Raw genomic sequence first — 22,075 nt, forward strand, 5'->3', positions numbered from 1 at the left:
CTATCGCCTAACGGAATTCAACTACAGCTGCATTTCACTCGAATGCGAAAATCTTCTTCCAGTCCTTTTTCATGCTTATCACAGTCCAGCCGTCATTTGTCGCCTGGGTATATAAGGATTCGGTAAAGGTGCCCACCTTGGTATCCGGTAGTCCTTGCGCAGGACCATAGGCGTACTCACGTTCGGCGTCGTCATGCAGGACCAGCATCGCTAGGCGGGCACCCTTGCCGGACTTGGCGTACTCCAGCATTTGCCTGTCACCAGTGGAATTGCCGAAGGCTGCATTGGGTTGGCGGCCGACCAGCAGGTAAATGTTCTCAGGCTTGCCGGCATCGTTGTCGTTGAGCAGTATCTTGGGTTGCTTGATTAGCTGCGGTTTGCCGCTTTTGTCGTAGCCATACTCGGTGGTCCCGGCACTGCCGACGACCTGTTCGGGAGGCACACCATAGACCTCTTCGGAATAGGCGCGAACGAAATCCTGTCCACCGCCGGTGACGATGTACGTTCTGTAGCCATTGTCACGCAGGTATTGCATGACTTCCTTCATCGGCTGGTAGGTCAACTCGGTAAACGGGCGCTTCCAGCGAGGGTCTTTGGCCTTGGCCAGCCAGGCATGGACTTCCTGCTTGAACTCGTCCGTGGGCATGCCGCTCAGGGTTACCATGGCAATTTTCAGATAGTCATCAAGGGTCAGTTTCGCCATGGCGGCATGGTCCCCCGACAACACTGTCTTGAACGGTTCGACCTGAGCCAGCTCAGGTTTCGCCTCGACGGCGGCAGGCACGCGACTCAGGCAATAGAACAATTGACCATAGGCAGGGTGCTCGACCCACAACGTGCCGTCCTGATCGAACGTCGCGATGCGCTCTGCTGGCGCCACGAACTGAGTACCACCTTCCTGGGTGGTCGCCTTGACGAATTCAACGATGGCTTGCTTGGCCGGCCCCTCATTCCAGGACGCTAGAGGGTCTGCAGCGAACACTGCCGTTGAAGCTATCAGGCTCAACCCTAATATCGTTAGTGGTGAGCCATAGCGTCGCCTGACGTGGGAGATAGGGCGCTTATCAGAAGTTACGGAGCTCCAAGTACGCTGCACCAAGATCATGAGTTTCATGATGTCTACCTATGGCTGATTTGGTAAGTCGTTGGTGGTACTTGCCTGCTCACCCTGTTGATGACTACAGCAGTCAGTTGGGAGTCCAGTGTAGATGTTTTGGTAGTATGTGCAGTTTCCGCAATCGTATGGAGTACCCGATAGCCTGCCTGTCGCGAAAGTCTTCCATCCAAAGCTGACAGTGGCAGCAAGCAGAGCTCGGCCAAAACCAGGCGCTTACATGGTCCATTGAAACTTGGCACTCACTTGGGAAACAACAGTGTAAACGCCACCCGGAATCCCCAGCCCTCAGCACCATCTTTAGGACTATCTGCCCAATAACGTGGTCCTGCTTGCAGGGTCATGGGTTGATGGCCGACCTTGAACAACTGGGTAACGAAAAGGTTGATTGGCACTGACCATTCGCGTGTCTGCCAGTCATAGGTGGATTCGGTGTTAATTCCGAAGGTGGTGTAAGTGTGGGTGGTGTAGCTGAAGAAAGGCTGCAGGAAAGTCGCGTTGACCTTGTCCTTGTCATCGGGCGGGCTGTTTTCCACCGACCAGATGTGATTGGCGAGAATGCCACGGGTCCAACCGTCATGCTGCTTGAGCAAGACCACCGTGGGGCCCAACCCCCATTGCTCACTGCTCAAAAGCTCATCGCTGCCGGTCGGCACCAGAATGGCCGGTCCTGCGCCCCAAATCCAACCGCTGGAAGTCGGCTGCTTGGGTGAAAAAAAGAAGCTCTGGGTCACATCCCCCGTACCGGATTTGTCCGCCTGGCCGCCAGGTACCAGACCATGCTGGTCAATGATCGGCAGGATGGTACGGGAGATCAGGTTCCACTCGTCATTGATGCTGAAGGGCAGCACTGGCTGGATGTTGGTGACACTTTGGTAGCCGTCACCGCTGGGTCCGAGTTTCTGGTTCCAGTTGTATTGAATCGGCAAACTGTAAAGCGCGGCAACGGGATTTAGCGTTTGCTTGGCCAACTCGGCCTGACTATCGGCGGCGAGGCTGATTTCGGGCCATACCACCGCAAAGGTAATGAAAGGAACAAGTCGAATGCCATTGTTCATTTCCAACTCCTTTCTCGAAATTGAGAGTTTGGGTTGTCGTGTCGCGGTGATAAAGCTGAGGGTGACCCTGCCGCCAATGAGCTTAGATCAGGTATCTAAAAGATGTTCATCGGGGAAAACTATCTCCGGTCAGTCGGATTAATTCGTATTAACTAACGCTCCGTTGAGCCATCGATCAATAGCCCCTCTTCATCGGGGCGAAATTTCCCCCATTGAAAGGAGTGTCCCAAAACTTTATTAGACCAAAACAGAAGATGGTCTCTTCAAAAAGCGTCTATTGATACAGCGAGAGCACTTACCACGCACACCTGAAAAACCGCACTAGACTGTATCCTGCGCCTTAACTTGTGCATGGTCATGCAGGAAGGGGAAATGATTCTGTACGCAGTACCTAGGCTAATTACTCGGTGGTCAACGCACCAAGTGTCAATGTAGTTGTGCACTCATCACCAGGTTGCCAACACAATGAAACAACGAGGATTGCTGGTATGGACAAGCTATCGGATCGTTTCAAGCTGTCTGTCGTGTTTGCTGCACTATTGTCATTGAACGGATTTGCCCACGCGGCTCAAACGGAAAAGACCAATATTCTGTTTATCGTCTCCGACGATACTGGCTATGGCGACTTGGGCCCCTACGGCGGTGGGATCGGTCGGGGCATGCCGACACCCAGCATCGATGAGTTGGCGGCAGAGGGCGTCACTTTCTACTCTTTTTATGCGCAACCCAGCTGCACGCCTGGTCGGGCAGCCATGCAAACCGGGCGTATTCCCAATCGCAGCGGCATGACCACCGTAGCCTTTCAGGGCCAGGGCGGCGGCTTGCCCGCAGCCGAGTGGACCTTGGCATCGGTGTTGAAAACCGGGGGCTATGACACCTACTTCACCGGCAAATGGCACTTGGGCGAAGCAGATTATGCGTTACCCAATGCGCAAGGTTATGACGTGATGAAGTACGTAGGCCTGTACCACCTCAACGCCTACACCTACGCTGACCCGACCTGGTTCCCGGACATGGATCCGGAAACCCGGGAGATGTTTCAACGGGTCACCAAGGGCGCGTTATCCGGCAAGGCGGGGGAAAAACCGATCGAAGAATTCAAGGTCAATGGCCAGTACGTGGACACGCCTGTCGTAGACGGCAAACCCGGCGTCGTCGGCATTCCGTTCTTTGATAACTACGTCGAAAAAGCCGCCCTGGAGTTTCTCGACACGGCGGCCAAATCGGACAAGCCGTTTTTCATCAACGTCAACTTCATGAAAGTGCACCAGCCAAACATGCCGGCACCGGAGTTCGTTCACAAGTCCATGTCCAAGTCCAAGTACGCCGACTCCATCGTCGAACTGGATACCCACATCGGCCGCATCATGGACAAGCTAAAGGCACTCGGCCTGGATAAGAACACCCTGGTGGTTTACACCACTGACAACGGAGCTTGGCAGGATGTCTATCCCGACGCCGGCTACACCCCGTTCCGTGGGACCAAGGGCACGGTGCGTGAAGGCGGCAACCGAGTACCGGCAATTGCCGTCTGGCCAGACAAGATCAAGCCAGACACCAAAAACCACGAGATGCTCGGTGGCCTGGACTTGATGGCGACTTTCGCTTCTGTCGCTGGCGTGAAGCTGCCGGAAAAAGATCGCGAAGGCCAGCCCATCATCTTCGACAGCTACGACATGACCCCGGTACTCACTGGCAGTGGCCCTTCTCCGCGCAAGGAATGGTTCTATTTCACCGAGAACGAATTATCCCCGGGCGCTGCCCGTGTTGGAAACTATAAGGCTGTATTCAACCTGCGCGGCGATGATGGCGCGCAAACCGGTGGCTTGGCGGTGGACACTAACTTGGGATGGAAAGGCGCCGAAAAATATGTGGCCACCGTGCCGCAGGTCTTTGACTTGTGGCAAGACCCGCAAGAGCGTTATGACCTCTTCATGAACAACTTTACCGAACGTACCTGGACGATGGTGCCGATTACCGGCGCGATCATAAAACTGATGAAAACTTACGTCGATTACCCACCACGGAAATTGCAAAGTATGGGTTACGACGGGCCGATCGAGCTATCGCAGTACCAGAAATTCCAATACGTGCGTGACACCCTAAAAAAAGAAGGCATCAACTTGCCATTGCCAGCGGGCAACTGACCACATCAGCTGGAAAAGGGCGGCCTCACCAGAGGTCGCCACTTCAATATGACGTCACGAGTAGTGGCAATCTGGAGTTCTTTAGCAGTCACCGATGGCTGCTGTGGGTCGAACGCAGACGGTCACGACCGACCGCTTCTGGCCGATGGTGGAATCTCCACACGTCTTGCGGTCGATTCAATACTCAGGTCAGCTGTCGTACTCCCAGGCCCAGAATCAGACCACCGCACAGGCGATCAATCACTTTCCTAGCATTCTGATACGCCGAGGAAATCTTTGGTTGCGACAAAGCCACCGCAACCAGTCCATACCAGGCCAGCGAAACGACCACCACAACCACCAGCATTGAGACGAAGGTGCTGACCGAGGGGTGGGCGGGGGCGGCTGCTGAAAAGACGGCGGCGTAGAAGGCTATGGATTTAGGATTGCCGATGTTGGTAACGACACCCTGAAAGAAAGATTTCCGGGCGCTGCCAGCCGGGCCCTCGCAAGGCCGTAGGGCGGGATGCTTGCCTGCTTTAACGATCAGACGTACGCCAAACCACATCAGGTACGCAGCCCCCATTATTTTCACAACCAGTACCGCCCATGGGAAGGCTGCAAACACAAGGCCCAGTCCTGTGATCGCACAGCCAGACCAGAGCAGGTTCACGGTCACTATACCGGCGACTAAGGCCAGCGCCTCTGCACGTGTGGCAGCTACTGCCTTGTGAACAACGGCGACGAAGTTCGGCCCCGGAATCACTACGCCCGCCAGATAAACCCAGAAAACAGTGAGCACCGCGGTACTGTCGAACATTTCGATCCCTCTTGGCGCTGGTCGGTATCAGTGCCTGGTTGAAGATTTCATCACGTTCTTCGCCGCGAGAGCATCAATGCTAGCGAGCGAAGGGGCCGACAGTCAGACACAGATTCCACAATAAACTCCGATACAGTGACTTTTTATGCTGGGTACGCTGGTACGTTTTGCCCGGCGATGACGCGATCAGGGATCGCTATGGCCATGCGAGGAATGCTTCGCTGATAAGGACGGATGTGTGCTGCCTCCAGTGCCCGCAATTGGCCGATTTCTGTCTGTCGCGACCGGCTGAAAACGACCCATTGCAGCCCTTCATGCTGTCCTGTCTAAAATCAAACTTTCAACAGAGTATCCATGATTGTTCCGGAATAAATCGTCTCCACCGGCCCGGTGAGAAAGACCGGTCCCACGCCATCCCATTGAACCGTCACAGCCCCGCCGTCACATTCAACCTCAACGCAACGGTCTAACAAGCCACGACGAATTCCATTAACGGCGGCGCCACAAGAGCAGGAGCCTGAACCCAGCGGAATACCCCCACCGCGCTCCCAAATACGCAACCGAATGCGCGCTCGGTCAATGATCCGGACGAAATGCACGTTCGTCCTTAGGGGAAACAAGGGGTTGGTTTCAATTGCTGGTCCAATCGTCTCTATTTCAACGGCTGTCAGGTCATCCACGAAGTAGGTGCAGTGCGGATTTCCCATGCTGCATGCTGTTGGTTCACCGGCAAGTGGCAACACTGAAGTATCCATTTCAAGAGCCAGAGGAATATCCACCCAGTTGAAAAGCGGCTTTCCCATATTGACGGAAATAGCGCCGGTTGAAGTACGTTCGCAAGTCAGTAGGCCACGGTTGGTTCGCAGTGCTACCGAAGTCATATTGGATTCGCGCATCAGCATATCTGCCGCCCCCCGCGTTGCGCTGCCGCAAGCGTCCAGCGGTGAGCCATCCGCATTCCAGAACACCAAACGCGCATCTGCATCATCGCAATCGAGCATCACAGCGAGTTGATTGAAGCCGATTCCTCGGTTGCGATCTCCCATTCTCCGAGCCAAATTGCTTGTGATTGGATTGGGTGAGTTTCGCGAGTCCACGATAACGAAATCATCGCCATTGGCGTGCATTTTATGAAAACTCAGCGGCATAAATAGACCTGGCGACTACACATGATGAGTTGAGGTTTGAAAACGATCTATCCCGACTCGCGTGACATTAGCAAGCTGTGTGGAAGCTAATGAGGCAAATAAGTCTGGCAGACCGGACCATTGTTGTGTTTGCTTCGTAAGCGGCTGCTAATGGCCGATAAAATCGGGCCACCAACGTCCGCTACTGGCCGATTCTGTTGAAAAAGTCGGCCATGGTTTCCACGGTAGAGAAGTATGCGCTTGAGATTGAAATCTTCACGTTGAGCAGAGGATTCGCGGCTCAGATTTCGCATAGCGACGCGCAAAAAAGGCATGTTGAGCAGTCAGTACGTGGGCAGTCTGGAAGTACCGACTTTTTCAACAGAATCGGCCGATAGCTGCCTCCCATCAACGGCCGCTGTGGGTCGCTAGCTGCCCCTCCACTGATCTTTCCCCCTCACCGCAAACTCCAAGAAACCCCCGCATAAACCCCAAACCCCTCCCCAGGCGTCGACCGTGCCGCATCCAACCCTTTATCGTCATACCCCGGCGTAACCGTCGCCGCGTACCGTTTATCCGTCAAATTGCGCAGGTCCAGCCAGGTTTGCCAGTCGCCCTTGGGGGCGTTGTAGCCCAAGGTGGCGCCGAAGAGGGCGTAGGGGTCGGCGTATTCGCTGTTGGCGTAGTCGACGGCGACTTTGGAGACCAGTTGGGTGTTGAGGGCGGCGAAGAAGCCCAGGGGCCAGTCGTAGCGCAGTTCGCCCTGGTAGTAGTGCATCGGCAGGCCGGGCAGGCGGTTGTCGCCGAAGTGGTCGTCGTCGCGGTAGTGGAAGTCGCTGAAGGTGTAGCTCTGGCGCAGGCTCAGTTGCTCGCCGGTTGGCGATGCCCACAGGGTGCTTTGCAGGCTGGCTTCCACGCCCTGGTGCACGGTGGGGCTGGCGTTGAGTTCGTAGGGGGTGATGGTGTTGGCGTCCGGCAGGACGGAGAGCAGTTCATGGCGGACCTGAGCGTAGTACCAGGACAGGCTCCATTGCCCGAGGGTGGCGTCGCCGCGCCCGCCCAGCTCGAGGGTGGTGGCGGTCTGGTTTTGCAGTTCGATCGGCGCGCGCTGGGTACCGGTGGCGGCGCCGCTGTCTTTCGGAAAACGAATGTTGGAGCTGTAGATCATCGACCAGGGGTGGGGCGCTTCCACCGAGCGGCTGAGGTTGCCGAACACTTGCAGGCCGGGCGTCAGTTGGTAGCGCAGGCCCAGGCGGGCGGCGTAGTCCCAGTGGTGCAGGCTGGTCTTGCCGCCTTCCTCGGGGTAGGTGACGGCGCTTTCGCGGCGGGTGTAGAGGGCGGCGAGGCCGGTGGTCAGCCACAGGTCGTCGGCGATTTCCAGGTCGTTGCCGGCGTGCAGCACGGAGTCCGACCCCTGGTAGGTGAAGTCGCGCATCGGCGTGCCGGGTGCGTAGCCGGCGGTGTTGCCGATGGGGATGCGCACTTCTTCACTGGCGCCGGCGTTGGGCAGGTGTTTGGTGGTGCGCAGGCCCAGGGTGCTCTGGCTTTCCAGGCCCCAGAGGGTGTCGCGGCGCTTGTAGTCGAAGGTGCCACTGACATCGCTGTAGGCGACTTTCAGGCGGTTCGGTCCTTCGCGCAGGTCCATCGGGTAGTCGTGGTAGACCAGGCCGGTCTGGATGCTCGAATCGTCGTCGATGTAGTAGGTGGTCTTGTTGCCGATGAAGGTGCTGCCCGGTTGCTCGCGGCGATCGTCGCGCGCCACGTAGGCGGGGTTGGCGGCCCGTGGGTCGTGCTCGATCGAGTACTTGCTGACCCGCCCGGCCAGGTCGTTGTCGGTCTGGCGGTAGCGCAGGTAGAAGCGGGTTTCCAGGTTCGGGTTGAAGCGGTAGCCGAGGTTGGCGATGAAGCCCTGGCTGTCGCTGGCGGTGTGATCCTGATAGCCATCGGAGCGGGCATCGGTCACGGCCAGGTAGTAATCGAAGTCGCCCAGCACCTGGCCGGAGCTGACCTGGCGCTGCTGGTAGCCGTGGCTGCCCATCCCGTAGCGCACCTGCAACAGCGGTGAGTCATAGCCGGTGTGGCTGACGTAGTCGATGGCGCCGCCCAGGGCCAGGGCGCCCCGGTCGAAACCGTTGGCGCCGCGCAGCACCTCCACGCGGTTGAGCCACAGCGGTTCGAGCAGTTCATAGGGGGTGCCGCCGGGGCCGGTCAGGGGCAGGCCGTCGAGCATGGCGTACAGTCCCGAGGCGTGGGCACCGGGAGCGCGGTTGATCCCCGAACCACGGATCGAGATCTTGACCCCTTCGTTGCCCGCGGACTGGGCGTAGATCCCGGGCTGATAGGCCAGCACATCCTGGTTGCTGGCCACCCGGCCCTGGAGCGGGCGGCGCAGGTCGACCACGTTAGTGCCACCGGGCACCTGGGCCAACCGGGCCTTGGCGTCCTCCACCGAGGCGTCTTCGCCGCTGCGCTCCTCGGCACCGATCAGCACCTGGCCCAACTCCAGGCCCTGCGCCTCGGCCATGGCCGGACAGGCCAGGGCCAGGCCCAGTAATGCAGTGGGCAAGGATTTGGACGCGGGCATCGGGTGAACTCCAGACGAAAAGGGGGCGGGCAGTAAAGAACTGCGACGCCGGGCAGCCTCCGGGAAACACATGCAAACGCGGCTTTTTACCCTGAATTTCAGTGGTTTGCCTGCCAGATCATGGTCTGGACCAGAATCTGCGGGTGACAGGCCAGTGGGGGCACTCATCGATGAAGACGAAACCCTGCCTGAGGTAGAAATTCGCCGCGCGGTGGTTGTCCGGTGCGACATCGAGGAACACCCGCCCATGGCCTTGTTCCTGTGCGCGGGATTTCACCGCGTCCACCCACATGCCGATCAGGCCCAGCGCTCGTTCGTCCTCGAGGGCCAGCCAGAACGCAGTCCCGCTGGTGGAGTCGGCGCGCGCCTGCCATTGAACAGTGCAGCTAGAATGAACCGGTCTGTGCCAATTCTGGAGAAACAAAATGGTCAGCAAGAATACGATCTGTCTGTGGTTCAACGGCGATGCCCTGGACGCGGCGACCTTCTACGCCAAGACCTTCCCGGACAGCACGGTGGGCGCTGTGCATCGCGCGCCCGGCGACTACCCGGCTGGCAAGCAGGGCGATGTGTTGACGGTGGAGTTCAATGTGATGGGCATCCCTTGCCTGGGATTGAACGGCGGGCCGGCGTTCAAGCACAACGAGGCGTTTTCGTTCCAGGTCGCGACCGACGATCAGGCCGAAACCGACCGCCTGTGGGACGCGATTGTCGGCAACGGTGGCGAGGCCAGCGCCTGCGGCTGGTGCAAGGACCGCTGGGGACTGTCGTGGCAGATCACCCCCAGGGTGCTCACGGCGGCGTTCACTCACCCCGATCGAGCGGTGGCCAAGCGTGCCTTCGCCGCGATGATGGAAATGGGCAAAATCGATGTCGCGGCCATTGAGGCTGCAATCAAGGGTTAACCCGCGTCAACCGGGGGCAGGGCAGGCCGACTGTCCTGGCCCCCAACGGTCTCATGGCGGCCACCTACAGGATTAATTTCTGTACGTGTCCAGTGTCCTGCATCCAGGACGCGCCATGGGGTCCTGCTTCAAGACCGTTAGCTGCTACCATCGCGCCATTGTCACCCTGAGTAGAACACCATGAACCGCCGTAAAAAGATCAAGCAGTTGCTAAAAGCTCACGCGAAAAAGGCCAGCGCCAAACTGGCGCCGGTCAACAAGGACAAGTACATCAGCAAGGCCGACCGTTTGAAGCTGGCAGCGCAAGCCAGCCAGGATTCCGGCAGCCCGGCCGAGAGCTGATCGCGCCCCGATTACTTCACGGTGCCGCCCTGGGGAATGTCGCCACAGAACAGGTCCAGGTTGCCGTCCTCCGGTGCCGATCGCACGACGATCGAGTACTGGCCGGCCAGCAATTCCGGCAGGGCGATGGGGGCGGTTCTGGAAAAGGTCCAGCCGGTGACGGCGGCGCGTTCGGTGGTGACCTGGCTGTTCATCGCATAGGCCACCGGGCCCGGCTGCTGGCAACTGCCCTTATGGATGAAGGTGTAGATACGCAGGGGCAGGGAGGTGCCGGTGGGCACGCCGCTGATGAAAAAGTCGAACCCGGTCTTCTGGTCCCAATTGGCCAGGGTGGTGTTGGCGATTTGTCCGGCGTTGTGCCGGGTAGCCGCCAGGGGAATGCTGATCCCGTGCTCGGATGAAGTGCTGCAGCCAAACAGGCTCGCGCAGACCAGCAGGGCGACCAGTGGGTGTCTGGGATTCATAACCAACCTCCAGTGCTGAAGAAGCACTATGGGAGATTAGCGGGTATGGCCCAATAGTCGCCTGACGTTCGTCAGACGGGGCCCGCAGCACGCTGCGGGCCCCGTTTGTGTCAATGGACGATCTGCGCCAGGAAGGCTTTGGCCCGTGGGCTTTTCGGCGCGTTGAAGAAGTCCTCGGGTGGCGCGTCCTCGATGATCTGGCCGCCGTCGAGAAACAGCACGCGCTCGGCCACTTGCCGGGCAAAGCCCATCTCGTGGGTCACGCAGAGCATGGTCATGCCGCTGCCAGCCAGTTTCACCATCACATCCAGCACTTCGCTGACCATCTCCGGGTCGAGCGCCGAGGTGGGCTCGTCGAACAGCATGATTTTCGGTTCCATGCACAACGCCCGGGCGATGGCCACGCGCTGTTGCTGGCCGCCGGAGAGCTGGCTGGGGTACTTGCTGGCTTGGCTGGCGATACCCACTTTCTGCAGGAAATGCTCGGCCAGTTCCTCGGCCTTTTTGCGGCTCAGGCCGCGCACCGAGATCGGCGCCAGGGTGCAGTTGTCGAGCACGCTCATGTGCGGGAACAGATTGAAATGCTGGAACACCATGCCCACTTCGCTGCGCACCTTGGCCGCCTCGCGGGTGTTCTGGGACAAGTCGGTGTTGTTGACCAGGATGCAGCCTTTCTCGGCGATTTCCAGGCGGTTGATGCAGCGGATCAGGGTCGACTTGCCGGAGCCGGAAGGCCCGCACAAGACGATGCGTTCGCCTTCGCGTACCTGCAGGTTGATGTCGTGCAAGACATGGAAGGCGCCATAGAACTTGTTCAGGGCGGCGATATCCACCACCACTTTACGGGTGTCGGGTTGCACGGCGAGCGGCGTATCGATACGGGCAGAGAGGGCAGGCATGGTCGGGTCTCCGGCAATCAATGGAAGCGCTCGGCGCTGTAAGGGGCAGGGTCGGTGAACGGGGTGGCGCCGGTCATCATTTCGGCCAGCAAGCGGCCGCAGACCGGGCCGAGCGTCAGGCCATGGTGGGCGTGGCCAAAATTGAACCACAGGCCCGGGTGCCGCGCTGCCGGGCCGATCACCGGGCACATGTCCGGCAGGCACGGGCGGCGACCCAGCCAGGGTTCGGCGTCCAGGCGTTCGCCCAGCGGGTAGAACGTGCGCGCCAGCGCTTCGCAGCGGCGCAACTGGATTTCGTTGATCGGGTCGTCGCTGTCGGCGAACTCGATCCCGGTGGTCAGGCGCACCCCGCCCACCATCGGCGCCAGCACGTAACCGCCGATAGGGTCGAGCAAGGGTTGTTGCAGGCAACTGCCCGGCAGGGCGGCATAGTGCATGTGATAGCCGCGCTTGATCGCCAGCGGAATCTTGTAGCCCAGGGGTTCGAAGACACCCCGTGCTTGCGGACCGAGGGCGACCACGGCTTCGTCGCCGATCACCAGGCCCTGCTCGGTCTGCACCTGCCATTTCCCCTCGCTCTGGCGCAGGGAGAGGGCATCGCCCAGGGCAAACACGCCGCCGCGCTCGACGAACAGCTCGGCATAACCACGGGTCAGGCCACCGGGATCGCTGACGGTCTTGGGGTCGAGCCAGTGGATGCCACCGATCACGCTGCTGTGCAGGCCGGGTTGCCGCGCCCGCAGTTCGTCGCGGTCGAGCACCTGGTAATTGAGGCCGTAGCGCTGCAGTGCTTCGGCGTCCTTCTGTGCCTTGAAGAAAGCCGGGATCGAACTGTAGGCCTCGACCCAACCGCCGGCCTTGATCAGATGGTCCATGCCGGCTGGCGTCGAGAGCAGGTCATGTTCACTGACGCAACGCTCCACCAGCGGCAGCATGGCCTTGGTCGCGGTGGCCAGGCCCTTGGCCCCGGAATGCCGCCAGTATTGCAGCAACCAGGGACCGGCCTTGGGCAGGTGCTTGAGGCTGTAGCGCACGTCCGACTGCTGGTTGCGGGCGTAGCGCAACAGGCTCGTCAGCTCGCGGGGGAAGGAATAGGGGATCACGCTGGCACGCTCGATCAGCCCGGCGTTGCCGTGGCTGGTGCCTTTGCCCGGCTGCTGGCGGTCGATGAGCACCACCTGGCGGCCACGGGCCTGTAGCTGGAGTGCGGTACTGACGCCGACAATCCCGGCGCCCAGAACGATGGTTTGGCAATGCATGGGTAGATCCTTGATGCTGGGGCGGCCACGGCAGCCCGAGAAAAAACCGGTTTACTGCAAATGGCGGCCGAGGCGGCCTTCCAGGGCTTTGAGGCTGCGTCGCACCACTTCCACGATCAGCAGGTACAGCACCGCGGCCCAGAGGTAGATCTGGAAGTCGAAACTGCGCGAGAAGGCCAGTTTGGTCACCCCCATCAAGTCGTAGATGGTCACCAGCGAAGCGATGGCGCTGGCCTTGATCATCAGGATCAGTTCGTTGCCCAGGGGACCGATCGCCACCAGCAGCGATTGCGGCAGGATGACTTTGCGAAAGGTGGTCCAGCGCGACAGGCTCAGGGCGTTGCAGGCTTCGCGTTGGCCCTGGGCCACGGCCAGGATGCTGCCCCGCAGGATCTCTGCCTGATAGGCCGCGGTGTTCAGGGTGAACGCCAGCAGGGTGCAGAACCAGGCGTCCCGGAAGAACCACCACAGGCCGACGTCCTGCCAGAAACCTTTGAACGAACCCAGGCCGTAATACAGCATGAACAGCTGGGCCAGCAGTGGCGAGCCACGGAAGAAGTACACATAGACGCCGGCAAAACGGCTGAGAAACCGGTTGCCCGACAACCGCGCCAGGGCAATCAGCAGGCCGAGCAGGGCGCCCAGGGTGAAGGAAATGGCCACCAGTTTGGCGGTCACCAACAGCCCGTCGATGAAGCGTGGACCGTAACGTTCCAGCAGATCAGGGCTGAGGAACAGGCTCTGCAATTCAGCCAGGCTCATGGGCGCACGCTCCGTTGATGGCGGCTGAAATGCTGCTCCAGATACTGGAACAGACGGCCGGAAATCGCCGAGAAGAACAGGTAGCCGAAGCAGGCCACGGTGTAGAACAACATCGGTTCCTTGGTCACGCTGACCGCCAGGTTGGTCTGGCGCATCAGGTCGACCAGGGAGATGGTCGACACCAGCGAGGTGTCCTTGAGCAACGACAGCCAGTTGTTCGACAGACCCGGCAGGGCGATGCGCACCAGTTGCGGCAGCACCACCTTGGTAAAGGTGGTACGCCGGGACAGGCCGAGGGCGGCAGCGGCTTCGAACTGGCCCTTGGGCACGGTCTTGAAGGCGCCCAGCCAGATCTGGCTGGAGAACGCGGCAAACACCAGGCTGAAGGCGATCATGGCGGCGACGAAGGGGTTGATCGCCACTTCAGTCTCGTAGCCCATCGCCGACAACAGTTTCTGCGCGCCGATCTGGCAGCCGTAGTAGATGATCAGCAGGGTCAGCAGTTCGGGCAGGCCACGGAACACGGTGGCAAACACCGTGCTCATGGCGCGCGGCCAACGCCGCCGGGAGCGGGCGGCCAAGGCCAGGCCCAGCCCCAGTGGCAAGCCGATCGGCAGGCAGCTCAGGGCCAGGACGATGGTCACCAGGGCGCCGGCCAGCAAGGCTGAGCCCCAGCCGCCGCTGGCGAAGGAAAGCAGTGACAGATGTTCGAACATGCTCGAACCCTCTCGGTAAATTAAGCCCGCACGCGCTCACCACCGCCGGTGGGTGCGCGGTGCAGCAGGTCGGCAAGGAACGCCCCTCAGGCTGGCCTGAGGGGCAGGGGATCAGTAGATGTCGAACGCGAAGTAGCGGCTGGAGATCTTCTTGTAGGTACCGTCGGCGACGATCTCATCCAGCGCTTTGTTGAAACGCTCGCGCAACGCATCGTCACCCTTGCGCACCGCGATGGATGCATCGGCCGTGGTGCCGTTGACATCGCCGATGATCTTGCAGCAGTCCTTGCCGGCGCTGTCGATCCAGGCCAGCAGCGGGAACTTGTCGGCAATCACCCCGTCGACGCGGCCGGCGGCCAGGTCACTGTTGGCTTCATCCAGGGTCGGGTAGAACTTGACGTCGGCGCCGGCCGGGCCGTAGTGGTCTTCGGCGTAGATGGCCTGGGTCGAGGAGGCCTGGGCGCCCACGGTGCGACCTTTGAAATCGGTCTGGGCATCGGTGATGTCCGAGTCCTTGGGCACGGCCACGGACAGCGGTGTGCGGTAGTAGTGGTTAGTGAAATCGATCTTCTGCTTGCGCTCGTCGGTGGCGATCATCGAGGCGACCACGGCGTCGTATTTCTTGGCCATCAGCGCCGGGATAATCCCTTCCCAATCCTGGGCGACGATGCTGCATTGCACTTTCATGCGTTCACACAGCGCGTTGGCGATGTCGACATCGAAACCGTGCAGCTTGTTGTCCGAGTCGACATAGTTGAACGGCGGGTAAGCGCCTTCGGTGGCGATCTTCAGGGTTTCAGCCTGCGCCCCGGAGGCCCCGGCCAGGACCATTGCACATGCACTGGCAAAGCGAATGACGTGTTTCATCTAGCACCTCGATTTATTGTTTTGAGCTTGGTGATGATGTGTATCCAACGAACTCGTTGTGCAGGAGCGCAACGGCGGCAAGACGTTTTTCCACTTCCGGGCCCAACTGTTTGCACACGTCGTTGACCAACAGGTGCACCAGCGACAGCATCGCGGCGGTCGATTCCCAGAAGAGGTTGAACTCGGTGGGCACGCGGAACACTTCGTCGGCGTTCTGCTCGGCCCAGTCGCAAAAGGTGTCGGTGACCAGCGTCACCGGGATGCCGGCCTCGCGGGCCTTGCGGCACAGCGTCAGGGCGTGGCGCGAATAGCGGCGGGCTTCGAACACCACCAGGGCGCTGTCGGCGGGCACGCTGAGCAGCACGTCGGCGTAATGCCCGGCGGCGCCGTCGACCCAGTGCACGTCATCGCGCAGGTACTGCAGCAGATGCACCATGGAGGCGGCGATGCCCCGTTCGGTCTGGAACCCGGCGACGAACACCTTGCGCCGGCTGGCCAGGCGCTGGCTGACGGCGTGCCAGGTGGGGGTCAGGCTGTATTCGTAGACTTTGACCAGGGCCGCCACTTCCAGCTCGAAGCTGCGGGGCAGGCCCTGCGGACCCTGGCTGGCCTGCTGGCGGAATTCCTGCAGACGGTCGCCCACCAGCCACGGGCCATCGCCCAGGTCGGCCTTGAGGTCGTTTTTCAGGTCTTTGAAGTGGCTGTAGCCGATGGAGCGGCAGAAGCGCCCGACACTGGACTCACTGACGTTCAACTTCGCGGCGATGTCCGCTGCGGTCTGGAACGGCAGTTCATAAAGATTGGCCAGCATGTAGTTGGCAATCGCCCGGCCGGAGGCGGCGGCGGTTGACAGACTGCTTTCAAGGCGTTGTTTGATGGGCTGGCTCAAGGCTGCTTCCTGTTGTTATTCAGCGCTTGGCGAGGAAAATGGATGTTTTCTGTCATAAAGTCAATATTTGACAGATAACTGTCACGGCCGGATAGTTCGCCCATAACAACAATTCGCCCGGAGCCTTTCGAATGTCCCACGCCAATGCCGCCTTGCCCGAAGTGGAAACCCTTGCACTCGCCGACCTGACGGAGTTGCTGCAGCGCATCTTTGAACAGCACGGCACCTCGTCCGAGGTTGCCCAGGTGCTGGCGCACAACTGTGCCAGCGCCCAGCGCGACGGCGCCCACAGCCACGGGGTGTTCCGCATTCCCGGTTACCTGTCGTCGCTGGCCAGCGGCTGGGTGGATGGCCGGGCCGTGCCGGTGGTGGAGGATGTGGCCTCGGGGTTTGTCCGGGTCGACGCCGCCAATGGGTTTGCCCAGCCCGCCTTGGCCGCGGCCCGCGGCTTGCTGGTCGAGAAGGCCCGCAGTGCCGGCATCGCGGTGCTGGCGATCCGTAACTCGCACCATTTCGCCGCGCTCTGGCCGGACGTCGAACCCTTCGCCGAAGAGGGGCTGGTGGCCTTGAGCGTGGTCAACAGCATGACCTGCGTGGTGCCCCACGGCGCGCAACGGCCGCTGTTTGGCACCAACCCGATTGCTTTTGCCGCACCCCGTGCCGGTGGTGAGCCGATCGTCTTTGACCTGGCAACCAGCGCCATCGCCCACGGCGATGTGCAGATCGCCGCGCGCCAGGGCCAGATGCTGCCTGAGGGCATGGGCGTCGACAGCCTGGGCCAGCCGACCCGGGACCCCAAGGCGATCCTCAACGGTGGTGCGCTGTTGCCGTTTGGCGGACACAAGGGCTCGGCCCTGTCGATGATGGTGGAACTGTTGTCGGCGGCCCTGACCGGCGGCAACTTCTCGTTCGAGTTCGACTGGTCGAACCACCCCGGGGCACAAACCCCCTGGACCGGTCAGTTATTGATCGTGATCGACCCGAGCAAAACCGCCGGCAACCACTTCGCCAGCCGCAGCGAAGCACTGGTGCAGCAGATGCGCGGCGTCGGCCTGCAGCGCATGCCAGGCGACCGACGGTATCAGGAGCGGGCCAAATCCCTGGCCGAAGGCATCACCCTGCCTGCAGCCGAGTTGGCACGGTTGCGTGAACTGGCGAGCGCGCGCTAGGCAAAGCGCTCTACGACCTGTAGGCGCGAGCTTGCTCGCGATGGGGCCAGTCCATTCAACACCAATGGCGCCTGGCCCCCCCACCGGTTTGGTGGGTTAAACCCGCCACCCCGCCGACCTGCGCTCCGTTGTAACCGACCCCTCTCCACGCCCCGGCCAGGGTGCAAACGCTTTCTGCTCTTTCGATCTGCAGTCAGTGAAGGCACAATGCGCATCCTTTTTTGGCTAGCCTTGCCGGAGGCCTCGAAATGATTAAGACGCCGTACTACCTGATCGATAAACAAAAGCTGCTGGCGAACATGCAGAAAATCGCCTATGTGCGCGAGCAGTCCGGGGCCAAGGCCCTGTTGGCGCTCAAGTGCTTCGCTACCTGGTCGGTGTTCGACCTGATGGAGCAGTACATGGACGGCACCACCTCGTCCTCGCTCTACGAGCTCAAGCTCGGCCGCCAGAAATTTGCCGGCGAGACCCACGCCTACAGCGTGGCCTGGGCCGACGACGAAATCGAAGAGATGCTCGCCAACTGCGACAAGATCATCTTCAACTCCATCGGCCAGCTGCAGCGCTTTGCCGAGGCGTCCGAAGGCAAGGTTCGCGGTCTGCGGGTCAACCCGCAGGTGAGCAGCTCCGACTACCTGCTGGCTGACCCGGCGCGTCCCTTCAGCCGCCTGGGCGAGTGGGACCCGGTCAAGGTCGAGGCGGTCATCGAGCAGATCTCCGGCTTCATGTTCCACAACAACTGCGAGAACGGCGATTTCGGCCTGTTCGACCAGATGCTGTGCACCATCGAAGAGCGCTTCGGTCACCTGCTGCACAAGGTCGAGTGGGTCAGCCTGGGCGGCGGTATTCACTTCACCGGTGAAGACTATGCCCTCGACCAGTTCTGCGCGCGCCTCAAGGCCTTTTCGCAGAAGTACGGCGTGCAGGTCTACCTGGAGCCGGGCGAAGCCGCCATCACCCAGAGCGCCTCGCTGGAAGTCACCGTGCTCGACACCCTCTACAACGGCAAGCACCTGGCCGTCGTCGACAGCTCCATCGAAGCGCACATGCTCGATCTGCTGATCTACCGCCTGAACGCCAAGCTGGCGCCGAGCGAGGGTGAACACACCTACATGGTGTGCGGCAAATCCTGCCTGGCCGGGGATATCTTTGGTGAGTATCAGTTTCCTGCACCGTTGGCCATTGGCGACCGTCTGTCGTTTGTCGATGCCGCGGGTTACACCATGGTCAAGAAAAACTGGTTCAACGGCCTGAAAATGCCGTCCATCGTAGTGAAACAACTCGATGGTAGTGTCGAGCTGGTTCGTGAGTTTGGTTTCGACGATTACTTGTCCAGCCTTTCGTAAGCTGGCGCAGAAGGAGAGAGAGAAAAATTGAAGAAGAACGTACTTATCATTGGTGCAGGAGGTGTCGCCAAGGTGGTGGCCCACAAGTGCGCGCAGCACAACGATGAACTCGGTCGTATTGCTATCGCGTCGCGCAACATCTCCAAATGCCAGGCCATCATCGACAGCGTCAAGGCCAAGGGCAGCCTCAAAGTGCCCGCCGATATCCAGGCTTTCGCCCTGGACGCCATGGATGTCGAAGCGACCAAGACGCTGATCCGCGAAACCGAATCGCAGATCGTCATCAACGTCGGTTCCGCGTTCCTCAACATGTCGGTGCTGCGTGCCTGCATCGATACCGGTGTCGCCTACCTGGACACCGCCATCCACGAAGAGCCGGGCAAGATCTGTGAAACGCCGCCCTGGTATGGCAACTACGAGTGGAAGCACCTCGAGGAATGCCAGCAGAAGAACGTCACCGCCATTCTCGGCGTGGGCTTCGACCCGGGTGTGGTCAACGCCTATGCAGCCCTGGCGCAACAACAGTATTTCGACCGCATTGATTCGATCGACATTCTCGACGTCAATGCCGGTTCCCACGGCAAATATTTCGCCACCAATTTCGACCCGGAAATCAACTTCCGCGAATTCACCGGACAGGTGTGGAGCTGGCAGGACAGCCAGTGGACCAGCAACACCATGTTCGAAGTCAAACGCACCGACGACCTGCCCGTCGTCGGCGCGCAGAACCTCTACCTCACCGGCCACGATGAAGTGCACTCCCTGTCGAAGAACCTCGGCGTGGCCAACGTGCGTTTCTGGATGAGCTTCGGCGAGCACTACATCAATGTGTTCACCGTGCTCAAGAACCTTGGCCTGCTCTCCGAGCAACCGGTCAAGACCGCCGAAGGCCTGGAAGTGGTGCCGTTGAAGCTGGTCAAGGCCGTGCTGCCGGATCCAAGTTCGCTGGCGCCGGGCTACACCGGCAAGACCTGCATCGGCGACCTGGTCAAGGGCACCAAGGATGGCCAGCCGCGCGAAGTGTTCATCTACAACGTGGCTGATCACGAGGAAGCCTATGCCGAAACCGACAGCCAGGGCATTTCCTACACCGCTGGCGTGCCACCGGTAGCCGCGGCCTTGCTGGTCGCCCGTGGCGAGTGGGACGTGCAACGCATGGTCAACGTCGAGGAGCTGCCAGCCGAGCCGTTCCTCAAGGCGCTGGACGTGATGGGCCTGCCGACCCGCGTCAAGGATGAGCGTGGCGATCGTCCATGGGACAGCGAGGCCTGAGACCTTCCAGGTCCTGGTAATCGCCCCGCGCACAAGAACGCCGCTCATTGAGCGGCGTTTTGTTTTGTGTGCCCGGCCCATTTTCAGCATCGTCTGAAAAGCGTTACCCGGGGTACGGCTGTCGCGCTGCGTGCCATCGCCCGATAAGCCTCGGGCAAACACACCGCACATGGCCTGAAACCGGCCGCCAGGGCGGCGGCCTCATCGGCAAAAAACACCCGATGAGTGACGTAGCCGCCCCGGGCGATGGCACGCAAGGCGCCTGGGCAATCCAGGCGACCGTAGATCTTCGAGCGCCGGTGGCCGCCCAACAGGCCGGGCACCGGGCTGGCGACCTTCTGTCGTTTCTCGTTGAGCAGCCAGTAGGTTTTCATCCTCTGGGCACTCGCCACAAATACCACGCGGCAACCGTCCGATACGGGCTCCAGGCTTGGCCGAGCTCGAGCATCTGTCTACGGGTGGGCGTCTGTTCCAGGCCCTTGAGGCGGCGGTATCCGTCACGCACGCCAAAGTCGTCGGCGGGCAGGATGTCCGGGCGTTCGAGGGTATAGATCAGCAACATCTCCACGGTCCAGCGACCGACCCCGCGCAACGGCGTCAGGCGCGCAATCAGCGTCTCGTCGTCCATGGCTTGCGCCGTGGGGTAATCCGGGACTACGCCGCTCAAGGTGGCGTCAGCGATGCCCCGGATAGTCGCGACCTTGCTCGCGGAGAACCCGCAGCGGCGCAGCGCGTCACCGTCACTGGCCAGCAACTGCGCGGCACTGGGGAAGGGCTGCCCCGGGAACAGCGCGAGCAAACGCCCGACAATCGCATCGCCGGCCCGCACGTGCAGTTGCTGATAGGCGATGGCCCGCACCAGGGCTTCGTAGGGATCGCGGGTTGGCTTGGGTTCATGCAGGCATGGGCCGATGGCCGCGACATGCCGCGCCCAGTCGTCGTCAAGGGCGGCGAGGAACTGGCGGGCGCGGTCATAAGGCATGGGTCATCCGGGGCAGCAGTGAAGGTATGGCGGACAGACTAGTCGTCCGTGCGCCACCTCGCACCCGGTGTCTTGCGTTTAAATCCAGGCTGGCGCCTGGGCCATCAGGCCTTGCTCGCCGCCAGGTATGCAGCCAGGCGCCGGCCCATCTCATCCCCCAGGGCCTGTAAGGCACTCATCGGCCGCACCATCACTTCGAACTCGACAATTTTCCCCTCCGCGTTGAAGCGGATCATGTCGATGCCTTTGAGTTGCTTGTCGCCGACCCGGGCACTGAACTCCAGCACCACATTCAGCCCGTCGGCACTCGCCAGTTCGCGGTGGTAGGTAAAGTCCTCGAACACTTGGAACACCGTGTTGAGGATCATCGCCACCACCGGCGCGCCGGGGTAGGGCGTGTGGGCCATGGGCGAGCGGAACACCGCCTCGGGGGCCAGCAGCTCGGGCAGTGCGCGCAAGTCACCCTGGTCGAGCATGGCGTGCCACTGGGCCAGGGCGGTGGCGACGTTGGGGGACAGGTTGAGTTCAGACATGTTCGACTCCTGGGTTTTTATCCGTGTGCCGCTGCCCGGTAATGGCCCGGGCGGCGTGCTCTGCCCAGAGACTGTAGATCACAGGCCCAGGATGGAAACCATCGGCGGCCATCATGCCGGCCTCCGGGGCCAGGCTCAGGGTCAGGAGGCTACAGGATGGCTGGGCAGCGATCAGGGTGGCCAGGTGTTGGTTGAAGCGCCTGGCCCGGTTGCCCAGGTACCAGCGCAACGGCTGGGGCAGTGCGGGGAACAGGTGCATCGGCGGCAGTGGAGAAATGACCAACTGTTGCACTGCGAACTTGTCCTTCAAGACCCCCAGCAGGCGCTGTTGCCGTGTCAGCCATTGATCGGCGCCAAGGCTGCTGGTGACATCGTTGACACCGATACCCAGCACCGCCACATCAAAGGGCTGCGCGTCCTGGCTGTCGAGCAGTTCCAGCAGGCCCTGGGAATCCAGCCCGGTCTGCGCCCAGAGCTGCCAGCTCACCTGAAAGCCCTCAGCCAGCCGAGCGACCAGTTGCCCGCTCAAGGCCTCATCCTGGGTCGCGGCACCCACCCCGGCAATGGCCGAATCCCCGACAATCAGCAAGCGCAGGCGCGCGCCGTTGCCCGCCAGGCCCTGGCGTGCACCGCTGGCTTCCGGCAACCGCGGGGTGACCCGCCGGGTGTACAGGCCCTGCAGCAGGAGCAGGGGACCTAGCAGCAGTTTGCTCAAACGTTCAGACATGCTCGAGGCTCAGGTCCGACGCGCCATTACTGGCGGTGGGCAATACATGCAATGTTGGATCGCTGCCAATGGGATCACCGTATGTCACGCAAGGGGGTAAAAGCTTATAGCTGA

The 22,075-nt window shown here is 60.9% G+C and carries 23 protein-coding genes; 6 read left to right on the forward strand and 17 right to left on the reverse strand.

Features of this window, described 5'->3' with window-relative positions:
* Positions 1-34: 34 nt before the first annotated feature.
* Together Q1W70_RS20810 and Q1W70_RS20815 are read right to left on the reverse strand one after the other, a co-directional pair.
* Positions 35-1,114 carry an HAD family hydrolase gene (locus Q1W70_RS20810; protein WP_166593105.1) on the reverse strand — a complete coding sequence of 360 codons (1,080 nt, stop codon included), beginning with the start codon at positions 1,112-1,114 and terminating at the stop codon, positions 35-37.
* Positions 1,115-1,356: 242 nt separating this feature from the next.
* On the reverse strand, positions 1,357-2,172 hold the full coding sequence (locus Q1W70_RS20815; protein ID WP_166593106.1) for a transporter: 816 nt from the start codon (positions 2,170-2,172) through the stop codon (positions 1,357-1,359).
* A 488-nt stretch (positions 2,173-2,660) separates the two neighbouring features.
* Between Q1W70_RS20815 and Q1W70_RS20820 the strand changes: the two genes are divergently transcribed.
* A complete protein-coding gene (locus Q1W70_RS20820) occupies positions 2,661-4,319 on the forward strand; it encodes an arylsulfatase (protein WP_166593107.1) in 1,659 nt (552 codons plus the stop codon).
* Between the two features lie 184 nt (positions 4,320-4,503).
* Here Q1W70_RS20820 and Q1W70_RS20825 read toward each other — a convergent pair whose 3' ends face one another.
* The 4 genes from Q1W70_RS20825 to Q1W70_RS20840 form a co-directional block, all read right to left on the reverse strand.
* Positions 4,504-5,118: a LysE family translocator gene (locus tag Q1W70_RS20825; RefSeq protein WP_166593108.1), complete on the reverse strand. Its 615-nt coding sequence runs from the start codon at positions 5,116-5,118 to the stop codon at positions 4,504-4,506.
* Positions 5,119-5,450: 332 nt separating this feature from the next.
* Positions 5,451-6,266: a diaminopimelate epimerase gene (gene dapF, locus Q1W70_RS20830; protein WP_166593109.1), complete on the reverse strand. Its 816-nt coding sequence runs from the start codon at positions 6,264-6,266 to the stop codon at positions 5,451-5,453.
* Between the two features lie 436 nt (positions 6,267-6,702).
* Positions 6,703-8,829 (reverse strand): TonB-dependent receptor family protein, encoded by a 2,127-nt coding sequence (locus Q1W70_RS20835; protein WP_302097841.1) that lies wholly within the window; start codon positions 8,827-8,829, stop codon positions 6,703-6,705.
* Positions 8,830-8,947: 118 nt separating this feature from the next.
* A complete protein-coding gene (locus tag Q1W70_RS20840; protein WP_306109759.1) occupies positions 8,948-9,265 on the reverse strand; it encodes a GNAT family N-acetyltransferase in 318 nt (105 codons plus the stop codon).
* Here Q1W70_RS20840 and Q1W70_RS20845 point away from each other — a divergent pair.
* Entirely contained in the window at positions 9,255-9,734 is a 480-nt protein-coding gene (locus Q1W70_RS20845) for a VOC family protein (protein ID WP_166591996.1), read from the forward strand. The two genes, Q1W70_RS20840 and Q1W70_RS20845, sit on opposite strands and share 11 nt — an antisense overlap.
* Before the next feature lie 180 nt (positions 9,735-9,914).
* Positions 9,915-10,076: a DUF2986 domain-containing protein gene (locus Q1W70_RS20850; RefSeq protein ID WP_166591995.1), complete on the forward strand. Its 162-nt coding sequence runs from the start codon at positions 9,915-9,917 to the stop codon at positions 10,074-10,076.
* 11 nt (positions 10,077-10,087) lie between these two features.
* Here Q1W70_RS20850 and Q1W70_RS20855 read toward each other — a convergent pair whose 3' ends face one another.
* The 7 genes from Q1W70_RS20855 to Q1W70_RS20885 all read right to left on the reverse strand — a co-directional run bounded on the left by Q1W70_RS20855 (position 10,088) and on the right by Q1W70_RS20885 (position 15,932).
* A complete protein-coding gene (locus tag Q1W70_RS20855) occupies positions 10,088-10,540 on the reverse strand; it encodes a hypothetical protein (protein WP_302097842.1) in 453 nt (150 codons plus the stop codon).
* 110 nt (positions 10,541-10,650) lie between these two features.
* Positions 10,651-11,439, reverse strand: a complete 789-nt coding sequence (locus Q1W70_RS20860) for an amino acid ABC transporter ATP-binding protein (RefSeq protein ID WP_436799868.1) — start codon at positions 11,437-11,439, stop codon at positions 10,651-10,653.
* Positions 11,440-11,456: 17 nt separating this feature from the next.
* Positions 11,457-12,698, reverse strand: a complete 1,242-nt coding sequence (locus Q1W70_RS20865; RefSeq protein ID WP_166591993.1) for an NAD(P)/FAD-dependent oxidoreductase — start codon at positions 12,696-12,698, stop codon at positions 11,457-11,459.
* Between the two features lie 51 nt (positions 12,699-12,749).
* Complete coding sequence (locus tag Q1W70_RS20870; protein WP_166591992.1) at positions 12,750-13,460, reverse strand: ABC transporter permease; 711 nt, start codon at positions 13,458-13,460, stop codon at positions 12,750-12,752.
* Entirely contained in the window at positions 13,457-14,176 is a 720-nt protein-coding gene (locus Q1W70_RS20875) for an ABC transporter permease (RefSeq protein ID WP_166591991.1), read from the reverse strand. Before Q1W70_RS20875 ends, Q1W70_RS20870 begins: the two co-directional genes overlap by 4 nt.
* Positions 14,177-14,287: 111 nt before the next feature.
* Complete coding sequence (locus tag Q1W70_RS20880; RefSeq protein ID WP_166591990.1) at positions 14,288-15,043, reverse strand: transporter substrate-binding domain-containing protein; 756 nt, start codon at positions 15,041-15,043, stop codon at positions 14,288-14,290.
* A 13-nt stretch (positions 15,044-15,056) separates the two neighbouring features.
* On the reverse strand, positions 15,057-15,932 hold the full coding sequence (locus Q1W70_RS20885) for a MurR/RpiR family transcriptional regulator (RefSeq protein WP_166591989.1): 876 nt from the start codon (positions 15,930-15,932) through the stop codon (positions 15,057-15,059).
* A 131-nt stretch (positions 15,933-16,063) separates the two neighbouring features.
* Between Q1W70_RS20885 and Q1W70_RS20890 the strand changes: the two genes are divergently transcribed.
* The 3 genes from Q1W70_RS20890 to Q1W70_RS20900 all read left to right on the forward strand — a co-directional run bounded on the left by Q1W70_RS20890 (position 16,064) and on the right by Q1W70_RS20900 (position 19,719).
* Positions 16,064-17,101 carry an Ldh family oxidoreductase gene (locus tag Q1W70_RS20890; protein ID WP_182340898.1) on the forward strand — a complete coding sequence of 346 codons (1,038 nt, stop codon included), beginning with the start codon at positions 16,064-16,066 and terminating at the stop codon, positions 17,099-17,101.
* 248 nt (positions 17,102-17,349) lie between these two features.
* Positions 17,350-18,447: a carboxynorspermidine decarboxylase gene (locus Q1W70_RS20895; protein WP_166591987.1), complete on the forward strand. Its 1,098-nt coding sequence runs from the start codon at positions 17,350-17,352 to the stop codon at positions 18,445-18,447.
* Between the two features lie 27 nt (positions 18,448-18,474).
* Positions 18,475-19,719, forward strand: a complete 1,245-nt coding sequence (locus Q1W70_RS20900; RefSeq protein WP_166591986.1) for a saccharopine dehydrogenase family protein — start codon at positions 18,475-18,477, stop codon at positions 19,717-19,719.
* Between the two features lie 83 nt (positions 19,720-19,802).
* Here the strand turns inward: Q1W70_RS20900 and Q1W70_RS20905 are convergent, their stop codons facing one another.
* The 4 genes from Q1W70_RS20905 to Q1W70_RS20920 form a co-directional block, all read right to left on the reverse strand.
* Positions 19,803-20,093: an Ada metal-binding domain-containing protein gene (locus Q1W70_RS20905; RefSeq protein WP_265537906.1), complete on the reverse strand. Its 291-nt coding sequence runs from the start codon at positions 20,091-20,093 to the stop codon at positions 19,803-19,805.
* Entirely contained in the window at positions 20,090-20,701 is a 612-nt protein-coding gene (locus tag Q1W70_RS20910) for a DNA-3-methyladenine glycosylase family protein (RefSeq protein WP_302097843.1), read from the reverse strand. The genes Q1W70_RS20905 and Q1W70_RS20910 overlap by 4 nt, the downstream gene beginning before the upstream one ends.
* 104 nt (positions 20,702-20,805) lie before the next feature.
* Complete coding sequence (locus Q1W70_RS20915; RefSeq protein ID WP_166591977.1) at positions 20,806-21,234, reverse strand: nuclear transport factor 2 family protein; 429 nt, start codon at positions 21,232-21,234, stop codon at positions 20,806-20,808.
* A complete protein-coding gene (locus Q1W70_RS20920; RefSeq protein ID WP_166591976.1) occupies positions 21,227-21,961 on the reverse strand; it encodes an SGNH/GDSL hydrolase family protein in 735 nt (244 codons plus the stop codon). The genes Q1W70_RS20915 and Q1W70_RS20920 overlap by 8 nt, the downstream gene beginning before the upstream one ends.
* Positions 21,962-22,075 lie beyond the last annotated feature (114 nt).

Source organism: Pseudomonas kielensis (assembly GCF_030505375.1).
In the GTDB taxonomy this organism is placed as follows: domain Bacteria; phylum Pseudomonadota; class Gammaproteobacteria; order Pseudomonadales; family Pseudomonadaceae; genus Aquipseudomonas; species Aquipseudomonas kielensis.

Bases quoted from the DNA above. Each gene is read 5' to 3' on its own strand.
- Q1W70_RS20810 (WP_166593105.1), bottom strand. From the start codon at position 1,114: ATGAAACTCATGATCTTGGTGCAGCGTACTTGGAGCTCCGTAACTTCT.
- Q1W70_RS20815 (WP_166593106.1), bottom strand. From the start codon at position 2,172: ATGAACAATGGCATTCGACTTGTTCCTTTCATTACCTTTGCGGTGGTA.
- Q1W70_RS20820 (WP_166593107.1), top strand. From the start codon at position 2,661: ATGGACAAGCTATCGGATCGTTTCAAGCTGTCTGTCGTGTTTGCTGCA.
- Q1W70_RS20825 (WP_166593108.1), bottom strand. From the start codon at position 5,118: ATGTTCGACAGTACCGCGGTGCTCACTGTTTTCTGGGTTTATCTGGCG.
- dapF (WP_166593109.1), bottom strand. From the start codon at position 6,266: ATGCCGCTGAGTTTTCATAAAATGCACGCCAATGGCGATGATTTCGTT.
- Q1W70_RS20835 (WP_302097841.1), bottom strand. From the start codon at position 8,829: ATGCCCGCGTCCAAATCCTTGCCCACTGCATTACTGGGCCTGGCCCTG.
- Q1W70_RS20845 (WP_166591996.1), top strand. From the start codon at position 9,255: ATGGTCAGCAAGAATACGATCTGTCTGTGGTTCAACGGCGATGCCCTG.
- Q1W70_RS20850 (WP_166591995.1), top strand. From the start codon at position 9,915: ATGAACCGCCGTAAAAAGATCAAGCAGTTGCTAAAAGCTCACGCGAAA.
- Q1W70_RS20855 (WP_302097842.1), bottom strand. From the start codon at position 10,540: ATGAATCCCAGACACCCACTGGTCGCCCTGCTGGTCTGCGCGAGCCTG.
- Q1W70_RS20860 (WP_436799868.1), bottom strand. From the start codon at position 11,439: ATGCCTGCCCTCTCTGCCCGTATCGATACGCCGCTCGCCGTGCAACCC.
- Q1W70_RS20865 (WP_166591993.1), bottom strand. From the start codon at position 12,698: ATGCATTGCCAAACCATCGTTCTGGGCGCCGGGATTGTCGGCGTCAGT.
- Q1W70_RS20870 (WP_166591992.1), bottom strand. From the start codon at position 13,460: ATGAGCCTGGCTGAATTGCAGAGCCTGTTCCTCAGCCCTGATCTGCTG.
- Q1W70_RS20875 (WP_166591991.1), bottom strand. From the start codon at position 14,176: ATGTTCGAACATCTGTCACTGCTTTCCTTCGCCAGCGGCGGCTGGGGC.
- Q1W70_RS20880 (WP_166591990.1), bottom strand. From the start codon at position 15,043: ATGAAACACGTCATTCGCTTTGCCAGTGCATGTGCAATGGTCCTGGCC.
- Q1W70_RS20890 (WP_182340898.1), top strand. From the start codon at position 16,064: ATGTCCCACGCCAATGCCGCCTTGCCCGAAGTGGAAACCCTTGCACTC.
- Q1W70_RS20895 (WP_166591987.1), top strand. From the start codon at position 17,350: ATGATTAAGACGCCGTACTACCTGATCGATAAACAAAAGCTGCTGGCG.
- Q1W70_RS20905 (WP_265537906.1), bottom strand. From the start codon at position 20,093: ATGAAAACCTACTGGCTGCTCAACGAGAAACGACAGAAGGTCGCCAGC.
- Q1W70_RS20910 (WP_302097843.1), bottom strand. From the start codon at position 20,701: ATGCCTTATGACCGCGCCCGCCAGTTCCTCGCCGCCCTTGACGACGAC.
- Q1W70_RS20915 (WP_166591977.1), bottom strand. From the start codon at position 21,234: ATGTCTGAACTCAACCTGTCCCCCAACGTCGCCACCGCCCTGGCCCAG.
- Q1W70_RS20920 (WP_166591976.1), bottom strand. From the start codon at position 21,961: ATGTCTGAACGTTTGAGCAAACTGCTGCTAGGTCCCCTGCTCCTGCTG.